Genomic DNA, 25660 nt, shown 5'->3' on the forward strand with positions numbered 1-25660 from the left:
TTTTACTAAAAATAAAAAAGAGCCTATAAAGGCTCCGTTATTGAATTAAAAATAAATTTTTAAATAGTTATTTGAGTTCAGTATTTTTATTGGTATCATGTTCTTCAGTTTGAGATGTTGATTTAGCTACCCAGAAGAAATCGCTAGGACGAGTAAAGAAGTGAGTTAAAACTAATTTTGCTAAGGGTTTCCACTGTTCAAATTGTACTTGTCTTGAGCGTAATGCTACAATAATCGTTAAAGTAAAACTAACAAACAGGTTCGTCAAACCGATTAATAGCACTCCTAAAAATGATACAAAAATAAGACCAATATCAGGTGAACCATTAATATTCATTAAACCTTGAATAAAATTAGCAGAGGCGAAAGCAATATGGCGAATATCTAAAGGTAAACCTAGAATCATGCCAATAGTTCCCATACTACCTAACATACAACCAAATAAAAAATTACCCATAATAGCACCTAAATTCGTGCTAATATAATCTGCAAAACGTGGTAGTCGTTTTGCTCCAATCCAACGGGTAAGTCGTTGATTAGCTAAAATACGTTCTTTAACTTGACGATATTTTGAAACATTATCAAAATAACCACCAATTAAACCTGATAAAAATAAACATACACCAGCAATTGCTGCATGAGGAATTGCTAGGGAAGTAAATGGGTTTAAATCATGGAGAGATTTAGCTGCTTTAGCATGACTCATAAGTGGCTCAAAAAATATCACTTCCCAACAGAAAGCAATTAATCCAGCAACAGGAATTGCAATGGAGATATTACCTAAAATTGCCCAAAATTGCGTACGAATAATATTAATAATCATTGTGGTTAGTTCAGCGAGTTGAGCAGTTTTAGAGCCTTTACGTTGTTGAATTGTTGATGCAAGTGCTGCTGCTGTTGCTGCAGGTTGCTTAGTTGCCACTGTAAAGTGCATAATATGAATAAAAACAAAACCTAAACCATAATTCATACTATAGAGAAAAGCTTGCATAAACGGTGCGAGAACTAAACGTCCTGTCAAGGTTTTAAGCGTCGCCATAAAAGCGATGACTAAACCACCGCCAGCAGCTCGTTTATACATATCAAATAGACCTTGACGGTCAGTACTAACATAATGTTCGCCTGTACGACTGGCGTTCTCAGTTACTTGTAGTGCAATTAATTCACTATTGGTTTTTAGTAAAGTACGAACTGATTTTTCTTCATGATGTAAATGACTTAAATTAGTGATAAATTGAGCGAGTGCTACATAGCGTTTTTGACGATCACTATCTAAAATATTAAGCAAAACTAAACAACGATTGAGACATTGTTCCAAAACAGCTAAAGAATAGGTTAAACTAAAACTCACACCAATACGTTTAGTCGTACGCCGTGCTTTTTGTACCATTTCTAAACATTGATTGAGCATAACCAGTGCTTGTGAAGCATCGGGTTTGGCTAATACAGTAATTACATCTTGTTGCTGAAATTTATGATAATGTTCAATATAATCAACAATTTCTTTATTTTGTACTAAGAAAGGGGATAAATGATTAGATAATTCTGGTAAGGCATTTAAAAATTCAGGCAATAAACCTAAACCGCTAATACGATAGGATAAAATAGTTAAAGCGTTTAATAATTCATCTTGTGTATATTTAAAATGCTCTTCATGATTCGCTTGAAATAAATCAAAAATTTTTGTCCAATAGTCAGTTGGAATGCGTTCTAACCATTGATAATCTGTTTTGTAAGGAAAAATATGTTCAAGTAGATAATCTAAAGCATGAGTATCAGCGATTTTAGGTAAAATCTTTTGTCCAATACGTTCACCTAGTTGGTTAAAAAAGCCATCAAGTGAAAAAATACCTAAATCTGCATACAGTTGGCTTTGTTTATAATCCTTAAATAAACGTAAAACGAATTGTTTTAAGATAAATAAGGCATTGGGAATTTTAATAATATGGCTAGCAAAATCATCAATTTTTTGTTTAATTTCATCTATATCTTGAATATGTTGTGGACGTAAAAGGTTTACAAATTCTGCAAATAATTGCATATCTTGTTGATGCCATTGTGTTAAATCCTGTTCTGATGATAGTGCTTTTTCTGTTGTAGAAGTATCTTGTGAGACAGAGTAAGCATTTAAACGCTGTTGCATTTTTACAATTAAATCTTCTACGGTCATCATATTACAATCTTTATTACTATAAAAATAGGGTTAAAATTCAAAGTGTTATATCAATTTATATCAAATTGGCAAAAATGTAAATCGTAGAGTTTATTTATTGGATACGATGTAATGCCATTTTTGCGAGATTTTCTAAAGCGGTACGATATGCTGAAACAGGAATTAAACTAAGGGCTTGTAGTGCTAAATCAGTTTCTTGTTTTGCACGTTCACGACAATAATCTAATGCTTTTGATTGATGTATAATTTCAATAATACGCTCTAAATGTTCTAAACCACCATGTAAAATGGTATTGCGTAATAATTCATGCTCTTCACCTGTAGTACGTTGTAGGGCAATAATGAGTGGCAAAGTAGGTTTTCCTTCCATTAAATCATCACCAACATTTTTACCTAAGGTTTCACTGTCAGAACTATAGTCTAAAATATCATCGATAATTTGGAAAGCATTGCCAAAATGACCTGCAAATTGGCGTAAAGGCTCACGATATTGCTCTTTGTTTGCTAAAATCGCACCACCTTCGGTGGCTAATTCAAATAATCGTGATGTTTTGCCATGAATGATTTTTAAATAAGTTTCTTCTGTAGTATCTGGCTGATGTTGTGATTGTAATTGTAATACCTCGCCTTCAGCAATTTCACATGTTCCTGCTGAAAAATCTTTAAGTAAAGTCATATTTTCTAAATTGACCAATAAATCAAATGCACGAGCAATGAGAAAATCACCGACTAAAACTGCTGTTTGATTATTCCATGTTGAGTTTGCTGTTGGGCGGCCACGTCTTAATCCAGACTCATCCACCACATCATCATGTACTAATGTTGCAGTATGGAGCATTTCAATAATTGCAGCTAAATGTTGAGCGTGTTGCATATTTTCTACACCACAAGCACGAGCTGATAATAAACACATGATTGGGCGTAAACGTTTTCCACCTGCATCAACGACATATTTGCTGACAGACATGACTAATGCCACTTTGGAACTAATACCTGATTGGATAAAATGATCCATCTCTGCAAAATCGTTTGCAACAGGGGCTAAAATATCATTTTGAAAGTCAATGCTCATAGTGGAAAATGCCTTTAGGATAAATCTCAACATGGATATTTGTTTATCATATCATTAAATCGTATAAAACGGTAAAATAATGTTTAAAAAAACAGCAATCATCTTGAAATTAATACAAATTTTAGTATAATATTTGACTGTTCCCAGTGGCGTTCGTTTGAAGTTCAATATATCCCTTTATTGGCACGACGACACGGGCTAAGTGGAGTACACAATGTACGCAGTTATTCAAAGCGGTGGTAAACAACACCGTGTAGTTGAGGGTGAAACCCTTAAAGTAGAATTGTTAAAAGCTGAAACTGGTTCTACAGTTACTTTTGACGATGTATTAATGCTTGTAAATGGCGACAACGTAAAAATCGGTACACCTGTTGTAGCGGGTGCTAAAGTTGTAGCTGAAGTGGTGAGTCATGGTCGTCATGACAAAATTCGCATTATCAAATTGCGTCGCCGTAAGCACTATCGTAAACAACAAGGTCACCGTCAATGGTTTACTGAGTTGAAAATTACAAGCATTTCTGGTTAATCACGAGGAGTAATAGACATGGCTTCGAAAAAAGCAGGTGGTTCGACTAAAAACGGTCGTGATTCAAATCCAAAAATGTTAGGTGTGAAAGTTTACGGTGGTCAAACTGTAACTGCTGGTAACATCATTGTACGTCAGCGTGGTACTGAATTCCATGCAGGTGCAAACGTGGGTATGGGTCGTGATCACACTTTATTTGCTACTGCTGATGGCGTAGTAAAATTTGAAGTGAAAGGTCAATTCGGTCGCCGTTACGTTAGCGTAGAAAGTGCATAATCCACTATAAAAGATTATAAATTGAACGACATTAAGCCCATTTTAGTTAATAAAATGGGTTTTAAATTTTTAGGTATTTTTATGGCAGAATTACAATATAAAATCAGCATAGTAGAACGGATTTTTCATGCGGTATTATTTGAAGTATTAGCAATTATATTAACGGTCATTGGTTTGATATTATTTACTGACCATCAGTTAATGTCTGTATCGGGACTAGTGATTTTAATTTCACTCATTGCAATGGTGTGGAATTTTATTTTTAATTGGATTTTTGACTATTTTTTTCCTGCAAGCCGTGAAACTCGTGGTTTAAACATTCGTTTATTGCACGTTATTTTATTTGAAGGTGGTTTGTTGTGCATGACTTTGCCGTTGGTAGCGTATATTTTAAAAGTGAGTTTATGGCAGGCTTTTATCATTGATTTGGCAATGACTATTTTTATCGTGATTTATACGCTGATTTTTAATTATATTTATGACCATACTCGGGCAAGTATTGTTAAAAAGAGAATAGGGTAAAGTAAATAACATAAATTTGAATTTATTATAGTTAATTCAATTCAAAATTGAACAGTAGGGGCGAATTATATTCGCCCAAGCAATTGATTTTACAAAGGGTTTATGTAATAAACCCCTACATGTATTGTATTATTCTAATATAAATCGACTATAAAATGTATAATGTACCATTTTAATAAAAAACTTAAAATGGTACATGGTATGTATCTTGTATTAGGAGGCGATTTAATTAATTACTTTTTAATTAAAAACACCCCACTTTCTACATGATGTGTATAAGGAAATTGGTCAAATAATGCAAAACGTTGAATTTCATGGGTTTGCGTTAAAGTTTTTAAATTTTCATGTAGCGTATCAGGATTACATGAAATATAAATAATACGTTCAAAATTTTGCATGAGTTTTAATGTATCATCATCGATTCCTGCTCGGGGTGGATCAACAAAAATGGTATTAAAATCATAATGTTGAATATTAATTTTGGCTTGTTGTAAACGTCTAAATTCACGTTCACCTTGATATGCTTGACTAAACTCTTCTGCGGATAAACGTGCAATTTGGATATTTTCTATAGCATTTTGCTCAATATTCCATTCAGCAGTCTGCACTGAACTTTTAGCTAATTCGGTAGCTAAAACCTTTCTAAAATGACGTGAAAGTGGTAGGGTAAAATTACCATTACCACAATATAATTCAAGTAAATCCTTAGTTTGTTGTCCTGCAACATCACACGCCCAATGCAACATTTGCTGACAAATACGAGCATTGGGCTGGCTAAAACCATTTTCAATTTGTTTGTATTGATAAGTATGCTGATTGATGTTAAATTGTTCAATCACAAAATCATCACTTAGCACAATTTTTTGCCCACGACTACGCCCAATAATTTTAATGTTTAATTTCTGAGCTAATTGTTGAGCAGTATTTTGCCATGTTTCATCAAGTTTTTTATGATAAATCAAACTGACTAACATATCGCCGTGCAAGCTATTTAAAAAATTAATTTCAAATAAACGCTCCGATAAAATAGGTTGTTGTAATAATTCTTGACGTAATATAGGCATTAGTTGATTAATCATTTGACTTGCGATGGGAAATTCATCAATACGAATGATTTTTTTATGACCTTGTTCATTACGCTCAAACATAGCGTAAAATAAATCATCATCTGTGTGCCAAATGCGAAATTCGTCACGCATCCGAAAGTGTTGCTTAGGTGAAGTGAAAATTTCCAATTCAGGCATTGAAAAGCATGAAAATTGTTGTTGAATACGTTGAATTTTTTGTTCTAACTGTTGCTGATAATCTTGATTAAGCGGTGTCATTGGGTCATCTATCTCAAATAAAAATGCTATTTTAGCATATTATTCAGCAAAAAATCATAAGGCATACACTCGAAAATATCCGCTAAATTATGGTATGATAAGCAAATTCTATTCAAATCTACTATAGGCTTATTATGCAACGTGAACAAGTGATTAAAAATTGGCTTGATATGGTATTAAATGCACCTTATCAACTCAACTATTTATTGGGTGATGCAAGTTTTCGCCGTTATGCCCGTGTTCATTGTGCAAATCAAACTTATATGTTGATGGATGCTCCACCAGATAAAGAAGATTGTGTGCCATTTGTGCAAATTGATGAGTTTTTCGATCAAAATGGTGTGCGTGTGCCGCATATTATTGCTAAAAATCTTGAGCAAGGTTTATTATTGTTGGAAGATTTTGGCGATGTGGTATTGGCTCAGTTACTAGATAACAATACAGTTGATGGTTATTATTTACAAAGTTTTAAACAAATTATTCACTTACAAAGTATTGACGCAACAGGGATTTTACCACCGTATAGTCGTGAAAAATTATTACAAGAAATGCAACTTTTGACTGATTGGCTATTACCGTCATTACAAATTGAGTTAAATGATGATGAGACAAAAATTATTGCCAAGACTTTTGGGACACTAGCAGATTGTGCATTAAATCAACCACAAGTAATTGTGCATCGTGATTTTCATAGTCGTAATTTGATGAAAATTGCTGATGAAACTGATTTAGGCGTGATTGATTTTCAGGACGCTGTGATTGGTGCAGATACTTATGATTTGATTTCGATTACACGTGATGCTTATGTACAATGGCTACCAAATCGTGTGGAGCAATGGTTTAAACAATTCTATGATTTATTACCAGAGCAAGCTAAACAAAATCGTAGTTTTTCCGATTTTAAACGTGATGCGGATTTAATGGCAATGCAACGTCATATCAAAATTTTAGGTATTTTTGTGCGTTTATTTGAGCGTGATGGTAAAGCAGGTTATTTAAAAGATTTGCCTCGTGTGATGTGGTATGTCTGTCATATTGGGCAACAATATGCTGAATTAGCTGATTTTATGCAATTATTAGAGCAAAAAATCTTACCACCATTTAATGAAAAATATGGTACATATCAAGTGATTACTTAAGGATATCATATAATGAAAGCAATGATTTTAGCCGCAGGTTTAGGTAATCGTATGCGACCACTGACATTAACTATGCCAAAACCATTATTAGCGGTGGGTGATAAACCATTAATTGTGTGGCATATTGAGAAATTAAAAGCGATTGGCATTACTGATATTGTAATTAATACAGCTTATTTAGCAGAAAAATTGGTTGAATATTTGGGTGATGGTTCGGCTTTTGGTGTGAATATTCTATGGTCGCATGAGCAAGAAGGTTTGGAGACAGCAGGCGGTATTGTGAATGCTTTGCCATTGTTAGGTGATGAGCCTTTTATCGTGGTGAATGGCGATGTATGGACGCAAATTGATTTTGCTGATTTGCAACAAGATGAGATTTATCAAGCAGTTAAAAATGGTGATAAATTAGCTCATCTGATTTTAGTAGATAATCCTGCTCAGCACCCAGATGGAGATTTTTGTTTATATCAAGGTAATGCTTATCAGCATAGCCAATATACTGATGGCGAAAATTTAACTTTTAGTGGCGTGTCGTTACAATCACCTGCTTTATTTACAGGGTTGGAACAAGGGAAACGCCCATTAGCACCGATTTTACGAGAAGCCATGCAATATGGTAAAATTTCTGCCCATAAAACACTTTCACGTTGGGTTGATGTTGGTACGCCAGAGCGTTTGTATCAATTAGATGAGCAAATTCGTCAAGGTCAGTTTGTGTAATTTTATATGACTAGCATCATTTAGAACTTAATTTTATGATGTATTGATACGATTTAAATTGGTAGGGATAAAATTTTTTGTCCCTCACAGAGCCATCATACATTTACTAGATTAAGCATGAATGATGATAAAATAAAAGATGATGATTTAAGATGACAACACATACATTTTATTTGACTTTAAAGCAAGGCAGTCAGCAATTAGGCTTAGATTTGTCTGATGATGTTTTAGGTCAATTACTCAAATATCAAGATTCACTTATTTTATGGAATAAAGCCTATAATTTAACCGCTATTCGTGAACCACAGGAAATGTTAGTTAAGCATCTGTTGGATAGTTTGAGTATTTTGCCACATTTACCGCATGGGCGTTTACTTGATGTTGGTACAGGTGGTGGTATGCCGGGTATGATGATTGCTTTGTGTCAGCCAGAGCGTGAATGTGTGTTGCTAGATTCTAATGGTAAAAAAATCCGTTTTTTAACACAACTGATTGCAGATATGAAATTGTCCAATGTTAAAGCGGTACAAACGCGTGTGGAAGATAGTGCCATGATTGCTCAATTGGGTCAATTTGATGTCATTACTAGTCGTGCATTTGCATCATTGCTTGATTTTGTGGACGCATCAAAACCTTATATGCACGATAAAAGTGTGATTGCAGCAATGAAAGGCTTAGTGCCTGATGACGAAATTCGTCAATTACAATCACAATTTAGTTGTGAAACGATTGAGTTAAAAGTTCCGCAATTAGATGAACAACGTCATTTATTATTATTAAAACAGCGTTAAATTAGCAGTTATAGGTTATCTTATGAGTAAAACAGCAAAAGTGATTGCGATTGCTAATCAAAAAGGTGGTGTAGGTAAAACGACTACTGCGGTTAATTTATCAGCATCATTAAGTATCTTAAAAAAGCGTGTATTGTTAATTGATATGGATCCACAGGGCAATGCCACGATGGGTTCTGGGGTGCAAAAAAACGATTTATTATACAGTATTACTGATGTACTCTTAGGTGAAGTACCAATTGAAACTGCCATCCAAAAAACAGAAGTGGGTTATAAAGTCATTGGAGCAAATCGTGAATTGGCTGGGGTTGAATTAAGTTTAGCTGAGCAAAGTGGACGAGAATTTATTTTAAAAAATGCCTTACAATCGATTTTAAGTCATTATGACTATATTATTATTGATTGTGCACCAAGTTTAAGTTTGATTACCGTTAATGCGTTATGTGCGGTTGATGGTGTGATGATTCCAATGCAATGTGAATATTATGCTTTAGAAGGATTGGCGGATTTAACGCAAACCATTGATCGAATACAACAAAATTTCAATCCTGATTTAAAAATAGTAGGGGTATTGCGTACCATGTTTGATGGGCGTAGTGCATTGACGAAAGATGTATCGGCAGAGTTACAAAAGTATTTTGGCGATAAATTGTATGAAACTTTTATTCCAAGAAATATTCGTTTAGCTGAAGCACCTGCACATGGTTTACCTGTGATTAATTTTGAAAAAAGCTCGAAAGGAGCGATTGCCTATCTTAATTTAGCAGCAGAAATGCTCAAAAAAGCACGCAAAAAGTGAGAATATCCATGACAGCAAAAAAACGTGGTTTAGCCAAAGGGCGTGGCTTAGATGCGCTTTTAGGTACAATTCAAAAAGAAAAATTACAGTTAGAAACTCAAGTTTCTCAGCAGGGGGAACTACAGCATTTAAAAATAGATTTATTGCAACGTGGTGAATATCAACCACGTGGACAAATTCAAGATGAAGATGTACAAGAATTAGCTGAATCAATTAAAAAACATGGTGTTATGCAACCGATTGTGGTACGTCCACTTGAGAATGCGATGATACCTTATGAAATTATTGCAGGGGAACGCCGTTGGCGAGCTGCTAAATTGGCAGGATTAAGCCATATTCCTGCCATTGTGCGTGATTTAAACGACCAAGTGGCGATTGCATTGGCATTAATTGAAAATATTCAACGCAAAGATTTAAACCCTATGGAGCAGGCGTTAGCATTACAACGTTTCCATGATGAATTTAACATGAGTCATCAAGAGATTGCTGATACGGTAGGTAAAGCACGTACAACGGTAAGTAATTTATTGCGTTTATTAAGTTTGCACGATGATGTGAAAAAATTAATTCAAAATCAAGAGCTTGATATGGGTCATGCTCGTGCATTATTAAGTTTAAAACTTGTTGATCAATCCAAAATTGCTCAGTTGATTTTGGATAAAAATTTATCAGTGCGTCAAACAGAGCAACTTGTACGGGATTATTATGCACCTAAAGCTGAACACAAAACATTGGCTTTACCACCAGATATTGAACAGCTTACACAAAAATTAGTAGAACGTTTTAATGCTGATGTACGTTTGAAGCATCATAAACAAGGCAAGGGGCAAGTGGTGATTCATTATCACTCTCTTGATGAGTTAGATGGTATTTTAAATATTTTTGGTGTAGATGTAGAATAATTTTTTGCTGAGAGATACAAAATCATCATATTTTTAGTGCTGATTTATAGTATAATAGAGAGATTGTCTTAAATTCTTATGCAATAAGCATCATAAAAACTACTATTTTACATAATTAAAATTGCTAGTTTATTTATGATGATGATTTAAATTCATGTATTGTATTATTAAATAGAGAGATTTTTTATGTGGGAATTGGTAAAAGCTGGCGGTTGGTTGATGATCCCATTGCTCTTATGCTCACTTTTTACGCTTGCGATTTCGATTGAGCGTTTTTTACGTTTGAAAAAGCAATTGGTTTTACCACAAGAATTACTTTTGAAAGGTGGGCAAGATGTTGCACCTGTAATACAGCGTTTATCTGAACAATCGGCTTTACAACAAACTGCTTTGGGTGGTGTATTTATTGCGGGTTACAAAGCTAAAGAACACGATAATGGCTTAGGGCAGAATACACAAGCACAAATGGAAGTGGCAGCTTCTAAAGAGATTCTAAAGCTTGAAAAAAATATCAATTTCTTGGGTACATTAAGTGCAGTTGCACCTTTATTAGGTTTATTGGGTACAGTATTGGGGATTATTGAGTCATTTTTAATTGTTGATATGGCGAAAAATAATGATCCAGCAGCAATGATTCCGGGTATTTCTAAGGCTTTAATTACCACTGCGGTAGGTATGATTATTGCTGTACCTGCTTTATTTGCTTATCGTTATTTTCAGCGTTTAGTGAATGAATATATTGCTGAAATTGAACAACAAGCAACTTTATTTCATGCGGCTTTATTTTATCAAAAGAATAAATAATCATTGCTAGAGACTTTAGTATGAAATTTAGACGTACACAAGTGGAAGAGATTAATATTAATCTAACTCCGATGATTGACTGTTTGTTATTCATTTTAGTTTTTTTGTTGCTTTCAACCACTTTTGACCAACAAAGCCGTTTACAATTAACTTTACCTGATGCTCAAGGTGTACCGCCAAAAGCATTTGACCATAAAATTGAAATTACCGTTGATGCAACAGGACATTATTCAGTCAATGGTCAAGCATTATCGACTAAAAATGTCTCTGATTTAAAACAAATTATTCAACAAGTTTCTAAAGAACGCCGAGATTTGATGTTTATTGTTTCTGCTGATGCAAAAGCAAGTCATCAAGATGTGATTCGTGTCATGGACGTGGCTGGACAGTTAGGTTTTTCTAATATTAATATCAGTACTAAAGTGCCTGCTCGAGGTTTTGATTAGTGAAACAAGATATGCAAATGTACTTCCGATTATTGGCTTATTTAAAGCCTTATTGGAAAGTGGCATTATTAGTGATTTTAGGCTTTATCATTAATGCAGTTACGGAAGTTTCTGTTGCAAAATTATTAGAATATATTATTGAAGCCATTCAAAATGGAAATCGTGCTAACATTGATTGGTTTCCTTTACTGATTGTCGTATTGGTTTTCTTTCGTGGTTTAGGCTTATTTATGGGGGGGTATTTTATGGCGGTGATTTCACGCCGTTTTATTTTTAGCATCCGCCATGAAGTATTTATAAAATTGTCAAAAATGCCTAGCCAATATTATTTAGATAATTCTACAGGACAAATTACATCAAAAATTTTATATAATATTGAACAATTAACAGCTGCTACTACAGAAGCTCTGCAAACTTTAGTCAAAGATGGCTTAATTACCATTGCGTTGTTGGGGTATTTGCTTTATACCAACTGGCGTTTAACATTATGCATTTTTATTTGCGTACCAATTATTGCTTGGTTAATCCGTAAAGCATCTCGACGTATGCGTAAATTATCCTCACAAGTACAAGATACAATGGGTAATATTAACCATATTGTACAAGAAAATTTAAATGGGCAAAGCGTGGTAAAAAGCTATGCAGGGCAAGCCTATGAAATTCAACGCTTTTATGATGCATCTTATGATAATTTGCGTAAAGGCTTAAAAATGGTGGTGGTACAAACGCTAAATAGCCCTTTAGTACAATTAGTCATGACCATTGCCATGAGTATGATTATTTGGATTGCATTACGTCCTGAAATTTTAGGCGATACGACTGCGGGCGAATTTGTGGCATATATTACTGCTGCTGGGTTATTAGCGAAGCCGATTAAGTCATTAACAGATGTAAATGCGAAAATTCAACGTGGTTTAGCTGCGGCAGAGTCAGTCTTTGAATTATTAGATTTACCTGAGGAGCGTAATGAAGGTAAACTTACGCCAAATATTCAAGGTCATATTGAATTTAAACATGTTGATTTGAATTATAAAAATAGTGAATCTAAAGCGATTGATGATTTTAGTTTAGAGATTAAAGCTGGTGAAACGATTGCTTTAGTTGGGCGTTCTGGTGCAGGTAAAACTTCATTAGTCAATTTATTGGTGCGTTTTCAAGAGATTAATGCAGGGCAAATTTTACTTGATGGACATCACATTAATGATATTGAACTGTCTTATTTACGTCAAAATATTGCGATGGTGAATCAGCAAGTGATATTGTTTGACCGTACGGTAAAAGAAAATATCGCTTATGGTCAATTAGCCAATAAATCTGATGAAGAAATTATCGCAGCAGCAAAAGCCGCTTATGCCCATGATTTTATTATGCAATTACCACAAGGTTATGATACGGTTTTAGGCTCGCAAGGTTTGAGTCTATCTGGTGGGCAACGTCAGCGTTTATCGATTGCCCGTGCCATTTTAAAAGATGCACCGATTTTTATATTAGATGAAGCAACCAGTGCATTGGATAACGAATCAGAACATTTTATTCAACAGGCTTTTGATACTGCAATGCAAAATCGTACAACAATTGTGATTGCACATCGTTTATCAACTATTGAAAATGCAGACCGTATTGTGGTTATGGATAAAGGTCGTATCATTGAACAAGGTACACATCAGCAATTATTAGCACAGCAGGGTGCTTATTATCAATTACATCAACGTCAATTTGAAGAGTAAAATTGATGGCTTTAGCACATATTATTCAACAAGCATGGCAACAGCAATCAGCGTGGTTAAAGTTATTACGTCCATTGTCATGTTTATATGGTGCTTTATTTCATTTAAATAAATATTTGTATAAGAAGGGATTTAAGCAATCATATCGAGCTACTATTCCTGTGATGGTGATTGGTAATATTACGGTAGGTGGAAGTGGAAAAACGCCTTTATTGATTGCAATTGTACAATATTTACAACAACAAGGAGTTAAAGTAGGTGTAATTAGTCGTGGTTATGGTGGTCAAGGTGTCTTTCCTGCTTTAGTGGAGCAAAATTCATTGCCTGAACAAGTGGGCGATGAGCCATGTTTAATTGTACAAGCTACACAAGTGCCGATGGCGGTGGGTGCAAATCGCCAACAAGCAATAGAATTATTATTACAACATCATGATTTACAAATTATTATTAGTGATGATGGCTTACAACATTGGGCTTTGCAACGAGATATAGAGTGGATTGTTTATGATGCGGTGCGTGGTTTAGGTAATGAACAATTATTACCCGAAGGTTATTTGCGTGAGCCAAAATCTCGTTTAGATTATGCGACAGTGATTGAACATTCACCACATTCAAATGCTAGATTAAATATGCATTTAGCAGTTGCTCAACCTTATGCCTTATTTGATAAAACACAAGCTTTTAATGCTCAACAAAAATATCATGTAATGGTGGGCATTGGTTATCCACAGCGATTTTATACCACATTGCGAGAGTTAGGTGTTGATGATGTAATCTATCATGAATTTGCCGACCATCATCAATATACACTACAAGATATTGATTTTAATGATGATTTACCTATCATTACTACTGAAAAAGATGCGGTTAAGCTGAAACCATTATTGCAAGGTCATATATTATTGACCAAAATTTGGGTTGTACCTGTACAAGCGGTTTTATCATTGGCATGTTATCAGACGTTACAGCAACAGCTTGCCCAATTTAATATTTCTATGGAGCATTCATCATGCAAAAACATATTGTAATTCCTGCACGTTTAGCGAGTTCTCGTTTACCTGAAAAGCCTTTATTAAAAATTCATGGACGTGAAATGATTTTACGTGTGGTTGATCAGGCGCGACTGGTGCAAGGTTTTGATGATTTATGTGTAGCAACCGATGATGAACGAATTGCACAAGTTTGTCGTTATGCTGGTGTAGATGTAGTCATGACACAAGTTTCACATCAATCAGGAACAGACCGTTTAGCGGAAGTGGCTCAGTTAAAAGGTTGGGCAGATGATGATGTGGTGGTGAATATTCAAGGTGATGAGCCTTTATTACCAGCACAATTAGTACATCAAGTGAGTGATTTATTATTAAATCGTCCGCAATGTTCAATGTCCACATTGTGTGAAAAAATTGAACATTATGATGATTTTCAAAAAGATAGTATTGTTAAAGTAGTCAAAACTGCTCATGATGAAGCCTTATATTTTAGTCGTGCTATGATTCCATATCATCGTGCAAGTCAAAATCAACAATTAAATCAACAAGTATTTCGCCATTTAGGTTTATATGCATATCGTGTGGCAGTATTAAAAGCATTTAGTACTTGGCAAATGGGACAACTTGAACAATTAGAAAGTTTGGAGCAATTACGCATTTTGGAAAATGGGCATCGTATTGCGATTACTGAAGCTAAAGTAAGTTTGCCTGCAGGGGTGGATACACCTGAAGATTTAGCACGTTTAAATGCTTTAGACCCTAGTTTATTTGCACCGATTGTAAACGGTTAATGCTATGTATGTGTTTGGCATTGAACCACAAGTTTATACATGGCAACAGCCAATTTGGCAACATTTACAACAGCGTTACCCACAATTAGGACATGCTTTATTATTTTATGGTAAGCATGGCTGTGGAAAACGGGCATTTGTTGAACATTTTGTAGCTTGGTTGTTATGTTCAAATCAACAAGCTGATGGAGCTTGTGGTCAATGTCAAAGTTGTATCTGGTTAAAAACGGATATACATCCACATATCATGGTCATTCGACCAGATGAAGAAGAGCAAAAAAACAAAGATAAAGCCAAAAAGCCTGTGATTAAAATTGATAAAATTCGTGAGATTTTACCTTTTGTACAGCAGACTTTAGAAGGTTGGCGAGTGATTATCATTGAGCCTGCTGAAGCCTTAAATATTGCAGCGAGCAATGCTTTATTGAAGACTTTAGAAGAGCCAAGCGAGCGAGTCATTTTGATTTTAGTTGCTGAGCATTATCTTAAATTACCTGCGACTATTCGCAGTCGTACCCAACATTTTGCTTTAGACCGAGTGAGTGTACAACAAGCTCAACAATTTTTACAGGCTCATTTACAACAGCAAAATGTACAACTCTCCGAACAACATCAGCAATTATTGTTAAATTTAGCAGAATCTATGCCACTCTATGCAACAGAATTGGTTAATAGTGAATGGCTGAATTATCGAGCAGAATTTATTCAAGATTGGTTGAAATTATCTCAGCAGAAACATCAACCGATGTTTTATGCACAAAAATGGCAAAAAATCATGTCATTTAATGATTTTAATTCTATGTTTGAATTGTTGGTTTGTGATATAATTCGCATGAAATTGCAACAACCCATCTATAATATTGATTTAGATTTAACCACACTTGCTCAACAATGTTCATTGCAAATGTTATTTCATTTATATGATGAAACACAACAAAATGCGATTAACTTAGGGCAAAATGTACAAACTCAGTTGATGATGGAACAATATTTTATTGCTATGATGAATTTGTCAGAAATACAGGATTTAAGATGATACCCTTAAATATTCCCGATATTGATACCTTGCAAGCAAGTTATTTACATTTTGTTGAAGGTGGTGCTATTTTTTGTCCATCAAATCAACCTGTAAAATTAGGCGATGAAAAACTTATCATGTTAGCTTACCCTGGTTTGTCTCGTGGTCCTGTAACAGGTAAAGTAGTGTGGATTAATCCAAAACAAACAGGTATGCGTCCTCAAGGTTTTGCCATTACCTTATCAGGCACACCTAAAGGTATGGAATTTAAAGCTGAATTTGAGCGAATTTTAGCTGGTCGTATGAATGCCAATAAATCAGGCTATACCATGTAAAATGTTCAAAACATATTGTGATGACAATCAATGATAGATAGGGGCGAGATTTTTCGCCCTTATGCTTATTTGTTAGAATAGTATTTTGCTCAACTTAATTTTATTTAAGTTAGTCGGGAGTAATTACAAATTGTCCCTACATGAAATCAATAACTTATTATGAGTTGGGCATAATATTATCATTTAAATAAACTAAACGATTTGAGAAAATTATGTTTACGACTTTTAAACAACTCAATTTACATTCAAAACTACAAAAAGCGATAGACCATTTAGGTTTTTCAAATATGACACCTATCCAACAAAAACTATTAAAATATAGTTTAGCAGGGCACGATGCGATTGGTTTAGCACAAACAGGCACAGGGAAAACAGCAACATTTTTAATTAGTATTATCAATGATTTACTTAATAATCCTATTCAAGACACACGTTATCGTGCAGAGCCAAGAGCGTTAATTTTAGCACCAACACGAGAGTTGGCTTTACAAATTGAACAGGATTGTAAAGCACTTACACGTTTTTGTGGTTTAAATTCTATAACATTATTGGGTGGTGTTGATTTTAAACAACAAAATGAACAATTTGACCGTAAAATTATTGATATTGTGATTGCTACTCCAGGTCGATTGATTGATTTCTTAGATCAAAAAGAAATTTGGCTTGATCAACTTGAATTTTTAGTAATTGATGAAGCTGACCGTTTATTAGATATGGGATTTATCCCTGCGATTAAACGTATTGTTCGGGTAGCACCAAAAAAAGAATGTCGTCAAACATTATTCTTCTCAGCAACTTTTAATGTGGATGTCATGAATTTAGCCTATAAATGGCTATTTGAACCTGTGTTAATTGAAATTGAACCTGAGCAAAAAACCAATGCTGATGTTGAACAGCGTGTGTATTTGGTTGAAAAGAAAGATAAATATCGTTTATTGGAAGATATTTTACAGCATGAGCCGATTGAAAAAATTATGATTTTTGCTAATCGCCGTGACCAAGTACGAGATATTTATGAGTTCTTACAGAAAAAACAATATAAAGTAGGTATTTTATCAGGTGAAATTGAGCAAGATAAGCGTTTGAAAATGTTAGAGCGTTTTAAATCAGGGCAATATAATATCATGATTGCTACCGATGTTGCAGGGCGTGGCATTCATGTAGATGGTGTTTCCCATGTAATTAATTTTACGATTCCTGAACAACCTGATGATTATGTACATCGTATTGGGCGTACAGGGCGAGCAGGGCAACAAGGGATTAGTATCAGCTTTTTATCGGAAGATGATGCGTTTTATCTAGCTGATTTGGAACAAAAATTAGGACGTAAATTAGAAATAACGCGTTTAGATGGTTATTGTTAAAACAAAATGGCTAATCTTGAGCGTAAATGTAGCAATTATCAGCAAAATTGCTTGCATTATTGCAAAAATACGCTATAATATTGACATATTGTTATGGTAGCTCTATTGGTTACTTCGCAATTATACTATACGAACCCCGTCAGAACCGGAAGGTAGCAGCGGTAGTATATATATGATGTGCCGAAGTTTTGCTAGTAGGGCTATCACCCATTTTAAGGGTTAAAAAATTATATAAAAAAACTAAGTTGGGCATAGAGTAAAATATTAATATAATTTTGATTTTTAATGAATTATTATTTTTAATATTTGGAGAATATTTTAATAAAATCAATAAATTAATTCACTTATAAGATTGTTCTGTGATTTTCTAGTAAAACCTATATTTTTTCTATACAATATGTTAATATAATATTTTTAATCAGATGACATCTATGTTACAACAACTTGATAGTAGCCTTATTATTTTATTAATTTTACTCACTTGTGGTATTTTTAGCCAAAATACAACTATTATCGGTGCAACTGCCGTTTTAATTTTAATCAAAATATCGCCATTACACAGTTATATTTTCCCTTATATTCAACAATATGGTTTAAATTTAGGTATTCTTATTCTAACCATTGCTGTACTTATGCCGATTGCAACAGGTAAAATTGATGGTAATATGGTTATAAAATCGTTTATAAGCTTACAATCTTTATTAGCTATTGCTGTGGGTATTTTTGTAGCATGGTTAGGAGGGCGTGGTGTACAATTGATGACCTTACAACCCAATATTGTTGCAGGTTTACTTATCGGTACGGTGATTGGTGTAGCCTTTTTCCGTGGTGTGCCTGTTGGACCTTTAGTTGCAGCAGGTATGGTATCTTTACTTTATTTAAATAGATAGCTTGATAGCATATATGTTTTAACCCCAATCAAAAAAATCTTTTTTCACTTCTCTTAAGTAAATCATTTGTTGAGTATTATTTTGGTAACTTTCAAATACTTGATGGATAATATCTGCTACTTGTCGGCTGTGTAATCTTTGCTTATTTAATTTTAAATAAACCATAGGATAGCTTTTATGAGCATTGGATAAACGTGGTTGATTTTTTAAATAAATATACAACATTGGATGTTTACCAAAACTAAATTCGATATTCTTTAGATTGGAAAATTGAAATTCTTCATAAGTGCTCTTAAATGGATTTAACAATTTTATTTTATCTGCATATAACACGATATCAGGCAGGGAATTCATTATTTTTTTCATAAAAATCAATGTCATACCTCCTGTCAATAACATCATCAATAGTTTAATGATAAAAGGTAAATCACCACGATGAGATGGCGGTAAATAATCAAAAAACACATCTGCAAATATCATTAAAAAACAGAATGTACTAACTATACTTAAAAACAAAGAAATACGTTTTTGAGCATAAAATTTAATGGGATAATTTAGTTTTTTAGTAGACATATTATATTAGTGCATGGTTTTAGAATACTATATTTGCTATATATTATGATTTTCTCACTTGTTCAACTAGTTTTAAAGCTTGTTCTATTGACTCGTGATAAACACCATCTAATACAGGATTTGCTTTAAAACGCTTATAACTCCAATGATAATGTTGTGGATATGCTCTGATAAGTTGTTCAATTTTATGATGAATTAATAAAGTTCCATCATTGGCTGTGCCTTGATAAATTTCATCAGGCATTGGCTCAATAAACATCTCAAATCCGCCTTGTTCATTACGCATAGCATATAAAAATAAGGCTTTAGCTTTGGTTTTTTGAACTAATTTAGCAGTTAAATTACTTGAATAAAGTGGAATAGCAAAATAATCAACCATTTCACTTTCAATGTTAGGTGAATGGTCGGGTAAAATGACGGTTGTTCCACCTTTTTTTAAAGCTTTTAAAATTTCTCTTACACCACTTTCATTAGTAGGCACTAGATTTGCTTGTTCTCGACTACGAGCTTGACGGACAAATTCATCAGCGACCTTATTTTTTACGGGTTTATATAAAATTGTCATTTTAGTAAATTGAGCACACCATGCATTCATAATCTCCCATGTACCAAAGTGTGGGACAATCAATACTACGCCTTTTTGCTCAGCTAATGCTTGATGGAAATAATCAGCACCATGTACTTGATGAATACGGGAAATATTATCTTGATTATTCGCCCCCCAAATATGAAAAAATTCAAAATAAGATTGTATTTCATTAGATATTGCTTGCTGAATAATTTGTTTTTGTTGCTGTGTTGATAATTCTGGTAATGCAATTTGCAGATTTAAATGCACATATTTGGCGGTTTTAGAGAAATGAAATGTATTTTCAATATAAGCGATTGTCTTTGCCATCGATTGTAAAAATGTCATTGGTAAACGACTTACCCAAGTTATCAGCTTATAAGAGAAGGAATTTGAAATCATACGATTAAAAGATAGAATAGAGTTGGCTTAAAAATCATCATCAAAATAAAAATAGATAACTGAACTGCTCAATTATCTATTTACTATATTATTTATACTATCAGCCTAATTTTGCTTTAATTTTAGCAGAAACTTCGGCTGGATCTGCACGCCCTGCGATGATAGGACGTAAAACATTCATCACCTTACCCATGTCTTTAATACTAGTCGCATTTTGAGCTTCAATGGTTTGCTCAATCAGAGTATCAAGCTCTTGTTCTGTCATCGCCTCAGGTAGAAATTGTGTCAATACATCAATTTCAGCTTGCTCTTTTTCTGCGAGTTCGAGTCGTCCTGCACCTTCAAAGGCTTTTACCGACTCTTTACGTTGTTTAATTTGTTTTTCGATGACTTTTAAAACAGCATCATCATTTAATTCAATGCGTTCATCGACTTCTATTTGTTTAATTGCTGCTTGCAGACTACGAATAACGGTAACTGTTGCCATTTCTTTAGCTTTCATTGCCGTTTTTAAAGTATCAGTAATTTGATTTTTTAAAGTACTCATAGTCTACCTCTGAATGCCTACAACTTTTTTTAAATTAGTACAAACGAACTGTACGTACTGACTCACGAGCCAATTTCTTTTGGTAACGTTTAACAGCAGCAGCTTTTTTACGCTTACGCACTTGTGTTGGCTTTTCAAAAAATTCACGCTTACGCACGTCTGCTAATACACCTGCTTTTTCGCAAGAACGTTTGAAACGGCGGATAGCAACATCAACTGGTTCGCCTTCTTTTAACTTAACTTGTGGCATGATTAATCCTCATGTAAAAAAGATAATGGATAATATCTATACAAATTAATGATAGATATAAGTGAGAGCATATATTCTATAGATAAACTGTGCCTTTTTCAAGGTATTATAATATATGTGGTTATTATTTAAACAATGCGAAATATTTATTTCACAATGTTATCCACAGAAATTGTGTATAACTCTTAGAATAAGATAATGTAATATGATAGTAGTTATTCTCAACTTATAATGAGTTATTAATTCTGCGTAGGTATGAGTTAGGATTCGCTCCTATAAAAATTATTCCCCCCGTGCAAATAACTTATCCAACTGCGATAATGGAAACATTCGCCAAGTCGGTCTGCCATGATTACACTGACTTGCAAACTCAGTTTGTTCCATTTGACGCAATAAGGCATTCATTTCCGCCAAACTTAATAAACGATTGGCACGCACCGAACCATGACACGCCATTGTTGCCAAGATTTTATCACGATAATGAATTAGAGTTAAGGCTTCATTATTCGGATCTAAATCATCAAGTAATTCAGGGATTAAGCGTTCCATATCTGCTTTTTGTAAAATTGCAGGCACGCCACGAATAATCACGTGCTGTTCGCCATATACATCAATATCCAAGCCTAAACGCTGTAAACTGGCTTTTAAATCATCAACACGTTCGCTTTGGCGTGGACTGACTTCGACTACTTTTGGCAATAATAATTGTTGTGAAATCCAAAATTCTGGCTTATCCCAAGCTGATTTCATCTGTTGTAAGACCACACGTTCATGGGCAGCGTGCATATCAACAATAATTAACCCTTCACTATTTTGTGCCAAAATATAAATACCATGTAATTGTGCAATCGCCAAACCGAGTGGATATTCATCGGTTTTCGGTGCTATATCAACATCGTTTGTTTCAGATAATATGGCAATAGCGTGTGATGAAGAAGCAGATTCCGCCATCGAGTGATGATTTTCATCATCTCGTAAGGGTGTAAGATAACGTTGTACCGCAGTTAAATGATTACTTTGCCCTGCACTGACTGGGCGAGTTGCAGATGATGATGGATATTGAATCTTGTCTGTATTTTGTTCAGTATGATGATGACTTGTTGCCGTTTGATATGTATGTTGATGTAAAGCAAATTGTTGTTGTATTTGTGGCGATGATAAAGTTATTTCAGGTTCAACTTTCATCGCTTGACTTAAATCAGCGGTGGCGGTTTGAAATTGAGCCAATACTTGTTTGGCATGATGACGTACAAATTCATGTACTTCTCGTCCATTTAAGAGACGAATTTCATGCTTAGTTGGATGTACATTAACATCAACATCTTCAGGGTTAATTTCTAAAAATAATAAATAACTGGCAAATTGATGACCGTGTAAAATCCCATCATACGCCATTTTTAAGGCATGGCTAATGGTTTTATCTTTTACCACTCGCCCATTGACATAAATATATTGTAAATCCGCTTGCGAACGTGGTTCCGATGGATGCCCCAACCAACCTGAAATTCGCATTGCCGTGCCTTGAGCATCTATCCAATAAGCATTTTCGATGAATTTTTGTCCTAATAATTGTTGTACACGCTGAAAACGTAACACGCCACTATCTGCTACAGGTAGATTAAAACGAATTTTATCGCCATGTTCTAAAATAAACTGAATATCAAAATACGTTAAAGCCAAACGGCGAACAATTTCTTCAATATGTCCAAATTCTGTCTGTGGTTTTTTAAGAAATTTTCGCCGTGCAGGGACATTAAAAAATAAATCTTGTACTCGAATATGCGTACCTTTGGCTTGTGCCACTGCTTGTACCTGCTGATGGTCAAATGCCGTGCCATTGACTTCAATTTTATAGCCGAGACCTGTATCATCTTGACTGCTGATAATGCTTAATCGAGATACCGCCGCAATCGATGCCAACGCTTCACCACGAAAACCTAGACTGATAATATTGGTTAAATCATCAGCTGTTTGAATTTTACTGGTGGCGTGTCGCATCACCGCCAATGGTAAATCGTCAGGGTGAATACCTGCACCATTGTCGATAATTTCTATCAGTGTACTTCCACCATTTTCCACACGAATATGTAAAGAGGTCGCTCCAGCATCAATCGCATTTTCCAATAATTCTTTGACAACTGATGATGGACGCTCAATCACTTCCCCTGCGGAAATTTGGTTGGCTAAAGCAGGCGGTAAAGTGTGAATGCGTTTGGTAGATAAATCAGTCATGATAAAATCAAATACAATATGCCGATAATGTTGATGATAATTTCTCCGCTAATGCTATATCATAACATTCAAGCGATACACGGCGAGTTAATTCATTATCTGTTTTTTCAATATTGATGATAATATCCGCTGATGGAATTTCATCTCCTCCTTTAGATGGCCATTCAAATAAAAATAGAGCATTAGGTGTATCCAAATAATCACGAATGCCCATCAATTCTAATTCATAGGGGTCATTTAAACGATATAAATCAAAATGATAGATGTTTTTTCCATCAATCACATACGGCTCAACCAGCGTATAAGTCGGACTTTTCACCGCTCCACGATGCCCCAATGCTTGCAAAAAATAGCGAGTAAAAGTGGTTTTTCCTGCACCCAAATCGCCAATTAAATAAATCACACCTTGCTGAACGTGTGTGGCAAAGGCTTGGGCAAATTGTTGGGTGTCGCTCTCTTGGCTCAATACACAATGTAAAATAGACATCTTCTGATCACAGGTAAAAAGGGATTATATCATACTACAATTTAGGCAAAATCTGTCTGTTTGTTGCTCTATTTTTATACAAAATCATCAAAAATAACAAATTCAAAAACAGTGATATTTTAAATAAATTAGCATATTGTTCTCATTTGAATGCTCAATCTAATCATGATATACTGATGTAAAGTAAACAAAAGGTAATAAGCGATGGCGAGTGTTGAAAATCTTGAACAAAAATTCCTACAACAATTACAGCAAACAGAAAGTTTTGCGATTGCTTTGACTGGAGAATGGGGTATTGGCAAAACACATTTTTGGAAAAGTTTTTATAATGAAAATCGTGGAAAATTTAAAAAACCAATATATTCTTATGTTTCTGTTTTTGGGATTGAAAGTTTAGAAGCTCTCAAGTATGAAATTGCCATTCAATCTCAAAGAAACTCCACTCCAAACTTTTTAAATAGAATTTCTTTAAAACTACAATCATTGCTTAAAGTGTTTTTAGAAAAGATTAAGATAGATGATGTTAAAAATAGTGGAGTTGTTATTTCTTCTAGTAAAAATACATTATCAGTATTGGGTTCTATTGTTGTAAAAAATAGTGTCATTTGCATTGATGATTTAGAACGAAAATCCGATAAACTTGATATGAAAGATTTAATGGGCTTTATTAACCAATTAAAAACAGAGAAAAATTGTCAAGTGATTGTTATTCTGCATCAAGATAAAATCAATGAGCAAAATACAGAGTTTCAAGAATACAAAGAAAAAGTATTTGATGATGTGTTTTATTTAACTGACAACTTTTCTATCATCAAAGAAATGATTAAAAATCATGAAATGATTGATATTTATCAAGAGTTTTACGATAAATTAAAGGTCAAAAACAAAAACTTAAGATTTTATCAAAAAGTAGATAAAGATTTTCAAAATATAATGTCTTTAGGACATGATTTTAGTTATAAAAGTAAAGAATATATCTTAAAAAATCTACTTATGATTAGATTTGCTGAGTATTTTTCTCCTAAAATACTTAGCATTGATATTAATGATAATGATAGTCTTGACCAAAAGTCTGAACATATTACTTTTAATCTGAAGTTATTAAAGGATATAAGCATGCACTCTAATAGAAAAATAGATGTATACAAAAAAGATATTTCAAGATATTCAAAGGATTTCTTCAAATTTTATGAAATTGAAGATTGGATGAAAATAATTATTGATTATCTTATGAACTATAATTTAGACCATAATGATGATACTTTAAAAGATATAATAACTAAAAATCACAGTTTTGAATGTATTTTTTACTATAACAGATTCAAAAGTGATTTTGAAAATCTTGAGTTTAACGAGATAAATTTTAATAATTTTTACAACTCTTCGATTAAGAGTATCCCTTACTTAAGCTTGCGGACATTAAGTAATTATTACCAGTACATCTCCATGTTTAGCAAAGATAAGGCTAATCAATTAAAAGAACTATCTCAAAATTTTATTATAGACGAAATTACAAAATCTGATAAGAAACTTTCTCTTGAATATTTTGAACTCACTGACTCACATAAAGAAAATATTTTTTATGAATTTACAATCGAACAACTTAACATTCTGAATGAAAATAAAGAGGTTTTTAGTTATCTTGACTATTTTTTACATGGAAAAGGTAAAAATTCAGAAGATGATATAAAAAACAAATTAAACAATATAAATAAGAATGATTTAAAAGAGATTATTTGGGTAGAAAAAATACCATTCCATTCAACTCGACGATCATTTCTTAAATCAATCATAAACAACAGGCTCCTTTCCAAAGAAAAACAAGAACAAGTCCGCCAATGGATAGTTGAATTATTACAGGAAAAAGTGCAAGAAAATCCTGATAGTAAAATTCCTATTGAATATTGGCTTAAGCAAACAGAAAATCTGACAAAATTTGACTAAAAAGATGGTGATTTTTCACCATCACCACTTTAATCAAACATCATGAAT

27 protein-coding genes and 1 other RNA gene are annotated in these 25660 nt (G+C 33.8%); 19 read left to right on the forward strand and 9 right to left on the reverse strand.

Going from position 1 to position 25660, the window contains the following annotated elements; genetic code table 11:
* Window positions 1-67 precede the first annotated feature (67 nt).
* Window positions 68-2173, reverse strand: coding sequence for a site-specific recombinase (locus LU301_RS05240; protein ID WP_305273531.1), 2106 nt, complete (start codon window positions 2171-2173; stop codon window positions 68-70).
* Window positions 2174-2267: 94 nt separating this feature from the next.
* Window positions 2268-3245 carry an All-trans-nonaprenyl-diphosphate synthase gene (sdsA, locus tag LU301_RS05245; RefSeq protein WP_305273534.1) on the reverse strand — a complete coding sequence of 326 codons (978 nt, stop codon included), beginning with the start codon at window positions 3243-3245 and terminating at the stop codon, window positions 2268-2270.
* A 214-nt stretch (window positions 3246-3459) separates the two neighbouring features.
* Here sdsA and rplU point away from each other — a divergent pair, with 214 nt between their 5' ends.
* The 3 genes from rplU (at window position 3460) to LU301_RS05260 (ending at window position 4569) form a co-directional block, all read left to right on the forward strand.
* Window positions 3460-3771, forward strand: coding sequence for a 50S ribosomal protein L21 (gene rplU / locus LU301_RS05250; RefSeq protein ID WP_305273536.1), 312 nt, complete (start codon window positions 3460-3462; stop codon window positions 3769-3771).
* 18 nt (window positions 3772-3789) lie between these two features.
* Window positions 3790-4047, forward strand: coding sequence for a 50S ribosomal protein L27 (gene rpmA / locus LU301_RS05255; RefSeq protein WP_305273539.1), 258 nt, complete (start codon window positions 3790-3792; stop codon window positions 4045-4047).
* An 81-nt stretch (window positions 4048-4128) separates the two neighbouring features.
* The gene (locus LU301_RS05260; protein ID WP_305273541.1) at window positions 4129-4569 is read left to right on the forward strand and encodes a PACE efflux transporter; all 441 of its coding nucleotides are present in this window, start codon (window positions 4129-4131) and stop codon (window positions 4567-4569) included.
* A gap of 233 nt (window positions 4570-4802) precedes the next feature.
* On the opposite strand, the gene trmA is transcribed toward LU301_RS05260, so the two are convergent.
* Window positions 4803-5894: a tRNA (uridine(54)-C5)-methyltransferase TrmA gene (gene trmA, locus LU301_RS05265; RefSeq protein ID WP_305273544.1), complete on the reverse strand. Its 1092-nt coding sequence runs from the start codon at window positions 5892-5894 to the stop codon at window positions 4803-4805.
* 134 nt (window positions 5895-6028) lie between these two features.
* On the opposite strand from trmA, the gene LU301_RS05270 reads away from it, so the two are divergent.
* From LU301_RS05270 to LU301_RS05340, 15 genes are all read left to right on the forward strand, one after another.
* Entirely contained in the window at window positions 6029-7033 is a 1005-nt protein-coding gene (locus tag LU301_RS05270; RefSeq protein WP_305273547.1) for an aminoglycoside phosphotransferase family protein, read from the forward strand.
* Window positions 7034-7045: 12 nt separating this feature from the next.
* Window positions 7046-7753 carry an N-acetylmuramate alpha-1-phosphate uridylyltransferase MurU gene (gene murU, locus LU301_RS05275; RefSeq protein ID WP_305273550.1) on the forward strand — a complete coding sequence of 236 codons (708 nt, stop codon included), beginning with the start codon at window positions 7046-7048 and terminating at the stop codon, window positions 7751-7753.
* Between the two features lie 152 nt (window positions 7754-7905).
* Window positions 7906-8544, forward strand: coding sequence for a 16S rRNA (guanine(527)-N(7))-methyltransferase RsmG (gene rsmG / locus LU301_RS05280; protein WP_305273553.1), 639 nt, complete (start codon window positions 7906-7908; stop codon window positions 8542-8544).
* A gap of 22 nt (window positions 8545-8566) precedes the next feature.
* Entirely contained in the window at window positions 8567-9343 is a 777-nt protein-coding gene (locus tag LU301_RS05285) for a ParA family protein (protein ID WP_305273556.1), read from the forward strand.
* A gap of 8 nt (window positions 9344-9351) precedes the next feature.
* Window positions 9352-10245, forward strand: a complete 894-nt coding sequence (locus LU301_RS05290) for a ParB/RepB/Spo0J family partition protein (RefSeq protein WP_305273558.1) — start codon at window positions 9352-9354, stop codon at window positions 10243-10245.
* A gap of 186 nt (window positions 10246-10431) precedes the next feature.
* Entirely contained in the window at window positions 10432-11049 is a 618-nt protein-coding gene (locus LU301_RS05295) for a MotA/TolQ/ExbB proton channel family protein (protein WP_305273561.1), read from the forward strand.
* A 20-nt stretch (window positions 11050-11069) separates the two neighbouring features.
* On the forward strand, window positions 11070-11495 hold the full coding sequence (locus LU301_RS05300; protein WP_305273563.1) for an ExbD/TolR family protein: 426 nt from the start codon (window positions 11070-11072) through the stop codon (window positions 11493-11495).
* Window positions 11496-11506: 11 nt separating this feature from the next.
* Window positions 11507-13222 carry a lipid A export permease/ATP-binding protein MsbA gene (gene msbA, locus LU301_RS05305; protein WP_370692228.1) on the forward strand — a complete coding sequence of 572 codons (1716 nt, stop codon included), beginning with the start codon at window positions 11507-11509 and terminating at the stop codon, window positions 13220-13222.
* 5 nt (window positions 13223-13227) lie between these two features.
* Window positions 13228-14250 (forward strand): tetraacyldisaccharide 4'-kinase, encoded by a 1023-nt coding sequence (gene lpxK / locus LU301_RS05310; protein ID WP_305273569.1) that lies wholly within the window; start codon window positions 13228-13230, stop codon window positions 14248-14250.
* Window positions 14232-15002, forward strand: coding sequence for a 3-deoxy-manno-octulosonate cytidylyltransferase (gene kdsB, locus LU301_RS05315; protein ID WP_305273572.1), 771 nt, complete (start codon window positions 14232-14234; stop codon window positions 15000-15002). Before lpxK ends, kdsB begins: the two co-directional genes overlap by 19 nt.
* A gap of 4 nt (window positions 15003-15006) precedes the next feature.
* A complete protein-coding gene (locus LU301_RS05320) occupies window positions 15007-16038 on the forward strand; it encodes a DNA polymerase III subunit delta' (RefSeq protein WP_305273575.1) in 1032 nt (343 codons plus the stop codon).
* Entirely contained in the window at window positions 16035-16355 is a 321-nt protein-coding gene (locus tag LU301_RS05325) for a PilZ domain-containing protein (RefSeq protein WP_305273578.1), read from the forward strand. The genes LU301_RS05320 and LU301_RS05325 overlap by 4 nt, the downstream gene beginning before the upstream one ends.
* Before the next feature lie 212 nt (window positions 16356-16567).
* A complete protein-coding gene (rhlB, locus tag LU301_RS05330) occupies window positions 16568-17719 on the forward strand; it encodes an ATP-dependent RNA helicase RhlB (RefSeq protein ID WP_305273580.1) in 1152 nt (383 codons plus the stop codon).
* Between the two features lie 103 nt (window positions 17720-17822).
* An RNA gene (ffs, locus tag LU301_RS05335) (signal recognition particle sRNA small type) lies at window positions 17823-17919 on the forward strand.
* A 231-nt stretch (window positions 17920-18150) separates the two neighbouring features.
* Entirely contained in the window at window positions 18151-18609 is a 459-nt protein-coding gene (locus LU301_RS05340; RefSeq protein ID WP_305273582.1) for a DUF441 domain-containing protein, read from the forward strand.
* 18 nt (window positions 18610-18627) lie between these two features.
* Here the strand turns inward: LU301_RS05340 and LU301_RS05345 are convergent, their stop codons facing one another.
* From LU301_RS05345 to tsaE, 6 genes are all read right to left on the reverse strand, one after another.
* A complete protein-coding gene (locus LU301_RS05345; RefSeq protein ID WP_305273584.1) occupies window positions 18628-19089 on the reverse strand; it encodes a hypothetical protein in 462 nt (153 codons plus the stop codon).
* A gap of 136 nt (window positions 19090-19225) precedes the next feature.
* Window positions 19226-20098 carry a lysophospholipid acyltransferase family protein gene (locus LU301_RS05350; RefSeq protein ID WP_305273586.1) on the reverse strand — a complete coding sequence of 291 codons (873 nt, stop codon included), beginning with the start codon at window positions 20096-20098 and terminating at the stop codon, window positions 19226-19228.
* A 154-nt stretch (window positions 20099-20252) separates the two neighbouring features.
* Window positions 20253-20699, reverse strand: coding sequence for a GatB/YqeY domain-containing protein (locus LU301_RS05355; RefSeq protein WP_305273587.1), 447 nt, complete (start codon window positions 20697-20699; stop codon window positions 20253-20255).
* Between the two features lie 34 nt (window positions 20700-20733).
* Complete coding sequence (gene rpsU, locus LU301_RS05360; RefSeq protein ID WP_305273590.1) at window positions 20734-20949, reverse strand: 30S ribosomal protein S21; 216 nt, start codon at window positions 20947-20949, stop codon at window positions 20734-20736.
* A 282-nt stretch (window positions 20950-21231) separates the two neighbouring features.
* Window positions 21232-23181, reverse strand: a complete 1950-nt coding sequence (gene mutL / locus LU301_RS05365; protein ID WP_305273593.1) for a DNA mismatch repair endonuclease MutL — start codon at window positions 23179-23181, stop codon at window positions 21232-21234.
* A 7-nt stretch (window positions 23182-23188) separates the two neighbouring features.
* The gene (tsaE, locus tag LU301_RS05370) at window positions 23189-23668 is read right to left on the reverse strand and encodes a tRNA (adenosine(37)-N6)-threonylcarbamoyltransferase complex ATPase subunit type 1 TsaE (protein WP_305273595.1); all 480 of its coding nucleotides are present in this window, start codon (window positions 23666-23668) and stop codon (window positions 23189-23191) included.
* 204 nt (window positions 23669-23872) lie between these two features.
* Between tsaE and LU301_RS05375 the strand changes: the two genes are divergently transcribed.
* On the forward strand, window positions 23873-25612 hold the full coding sequence (locus tag LU301_RS05375) for a P-loop NTPase fold protein (protein ID WP_305273597.1): 1740 nt from the start codon (window positions 23873-23875) through the stop codon (window positions 25610-25612).
* Window positions 25613-25660: the final 48 nt, after the last annotated feature.

This window comes from Moraxella sp. ZY210820, assembly GCF_030674635.1.
GTDB lineage: Bacteria > Pseudomonadota > Gammaproteobacteria > Pseudomonadales > Moraxellaceae > Acinetobacter.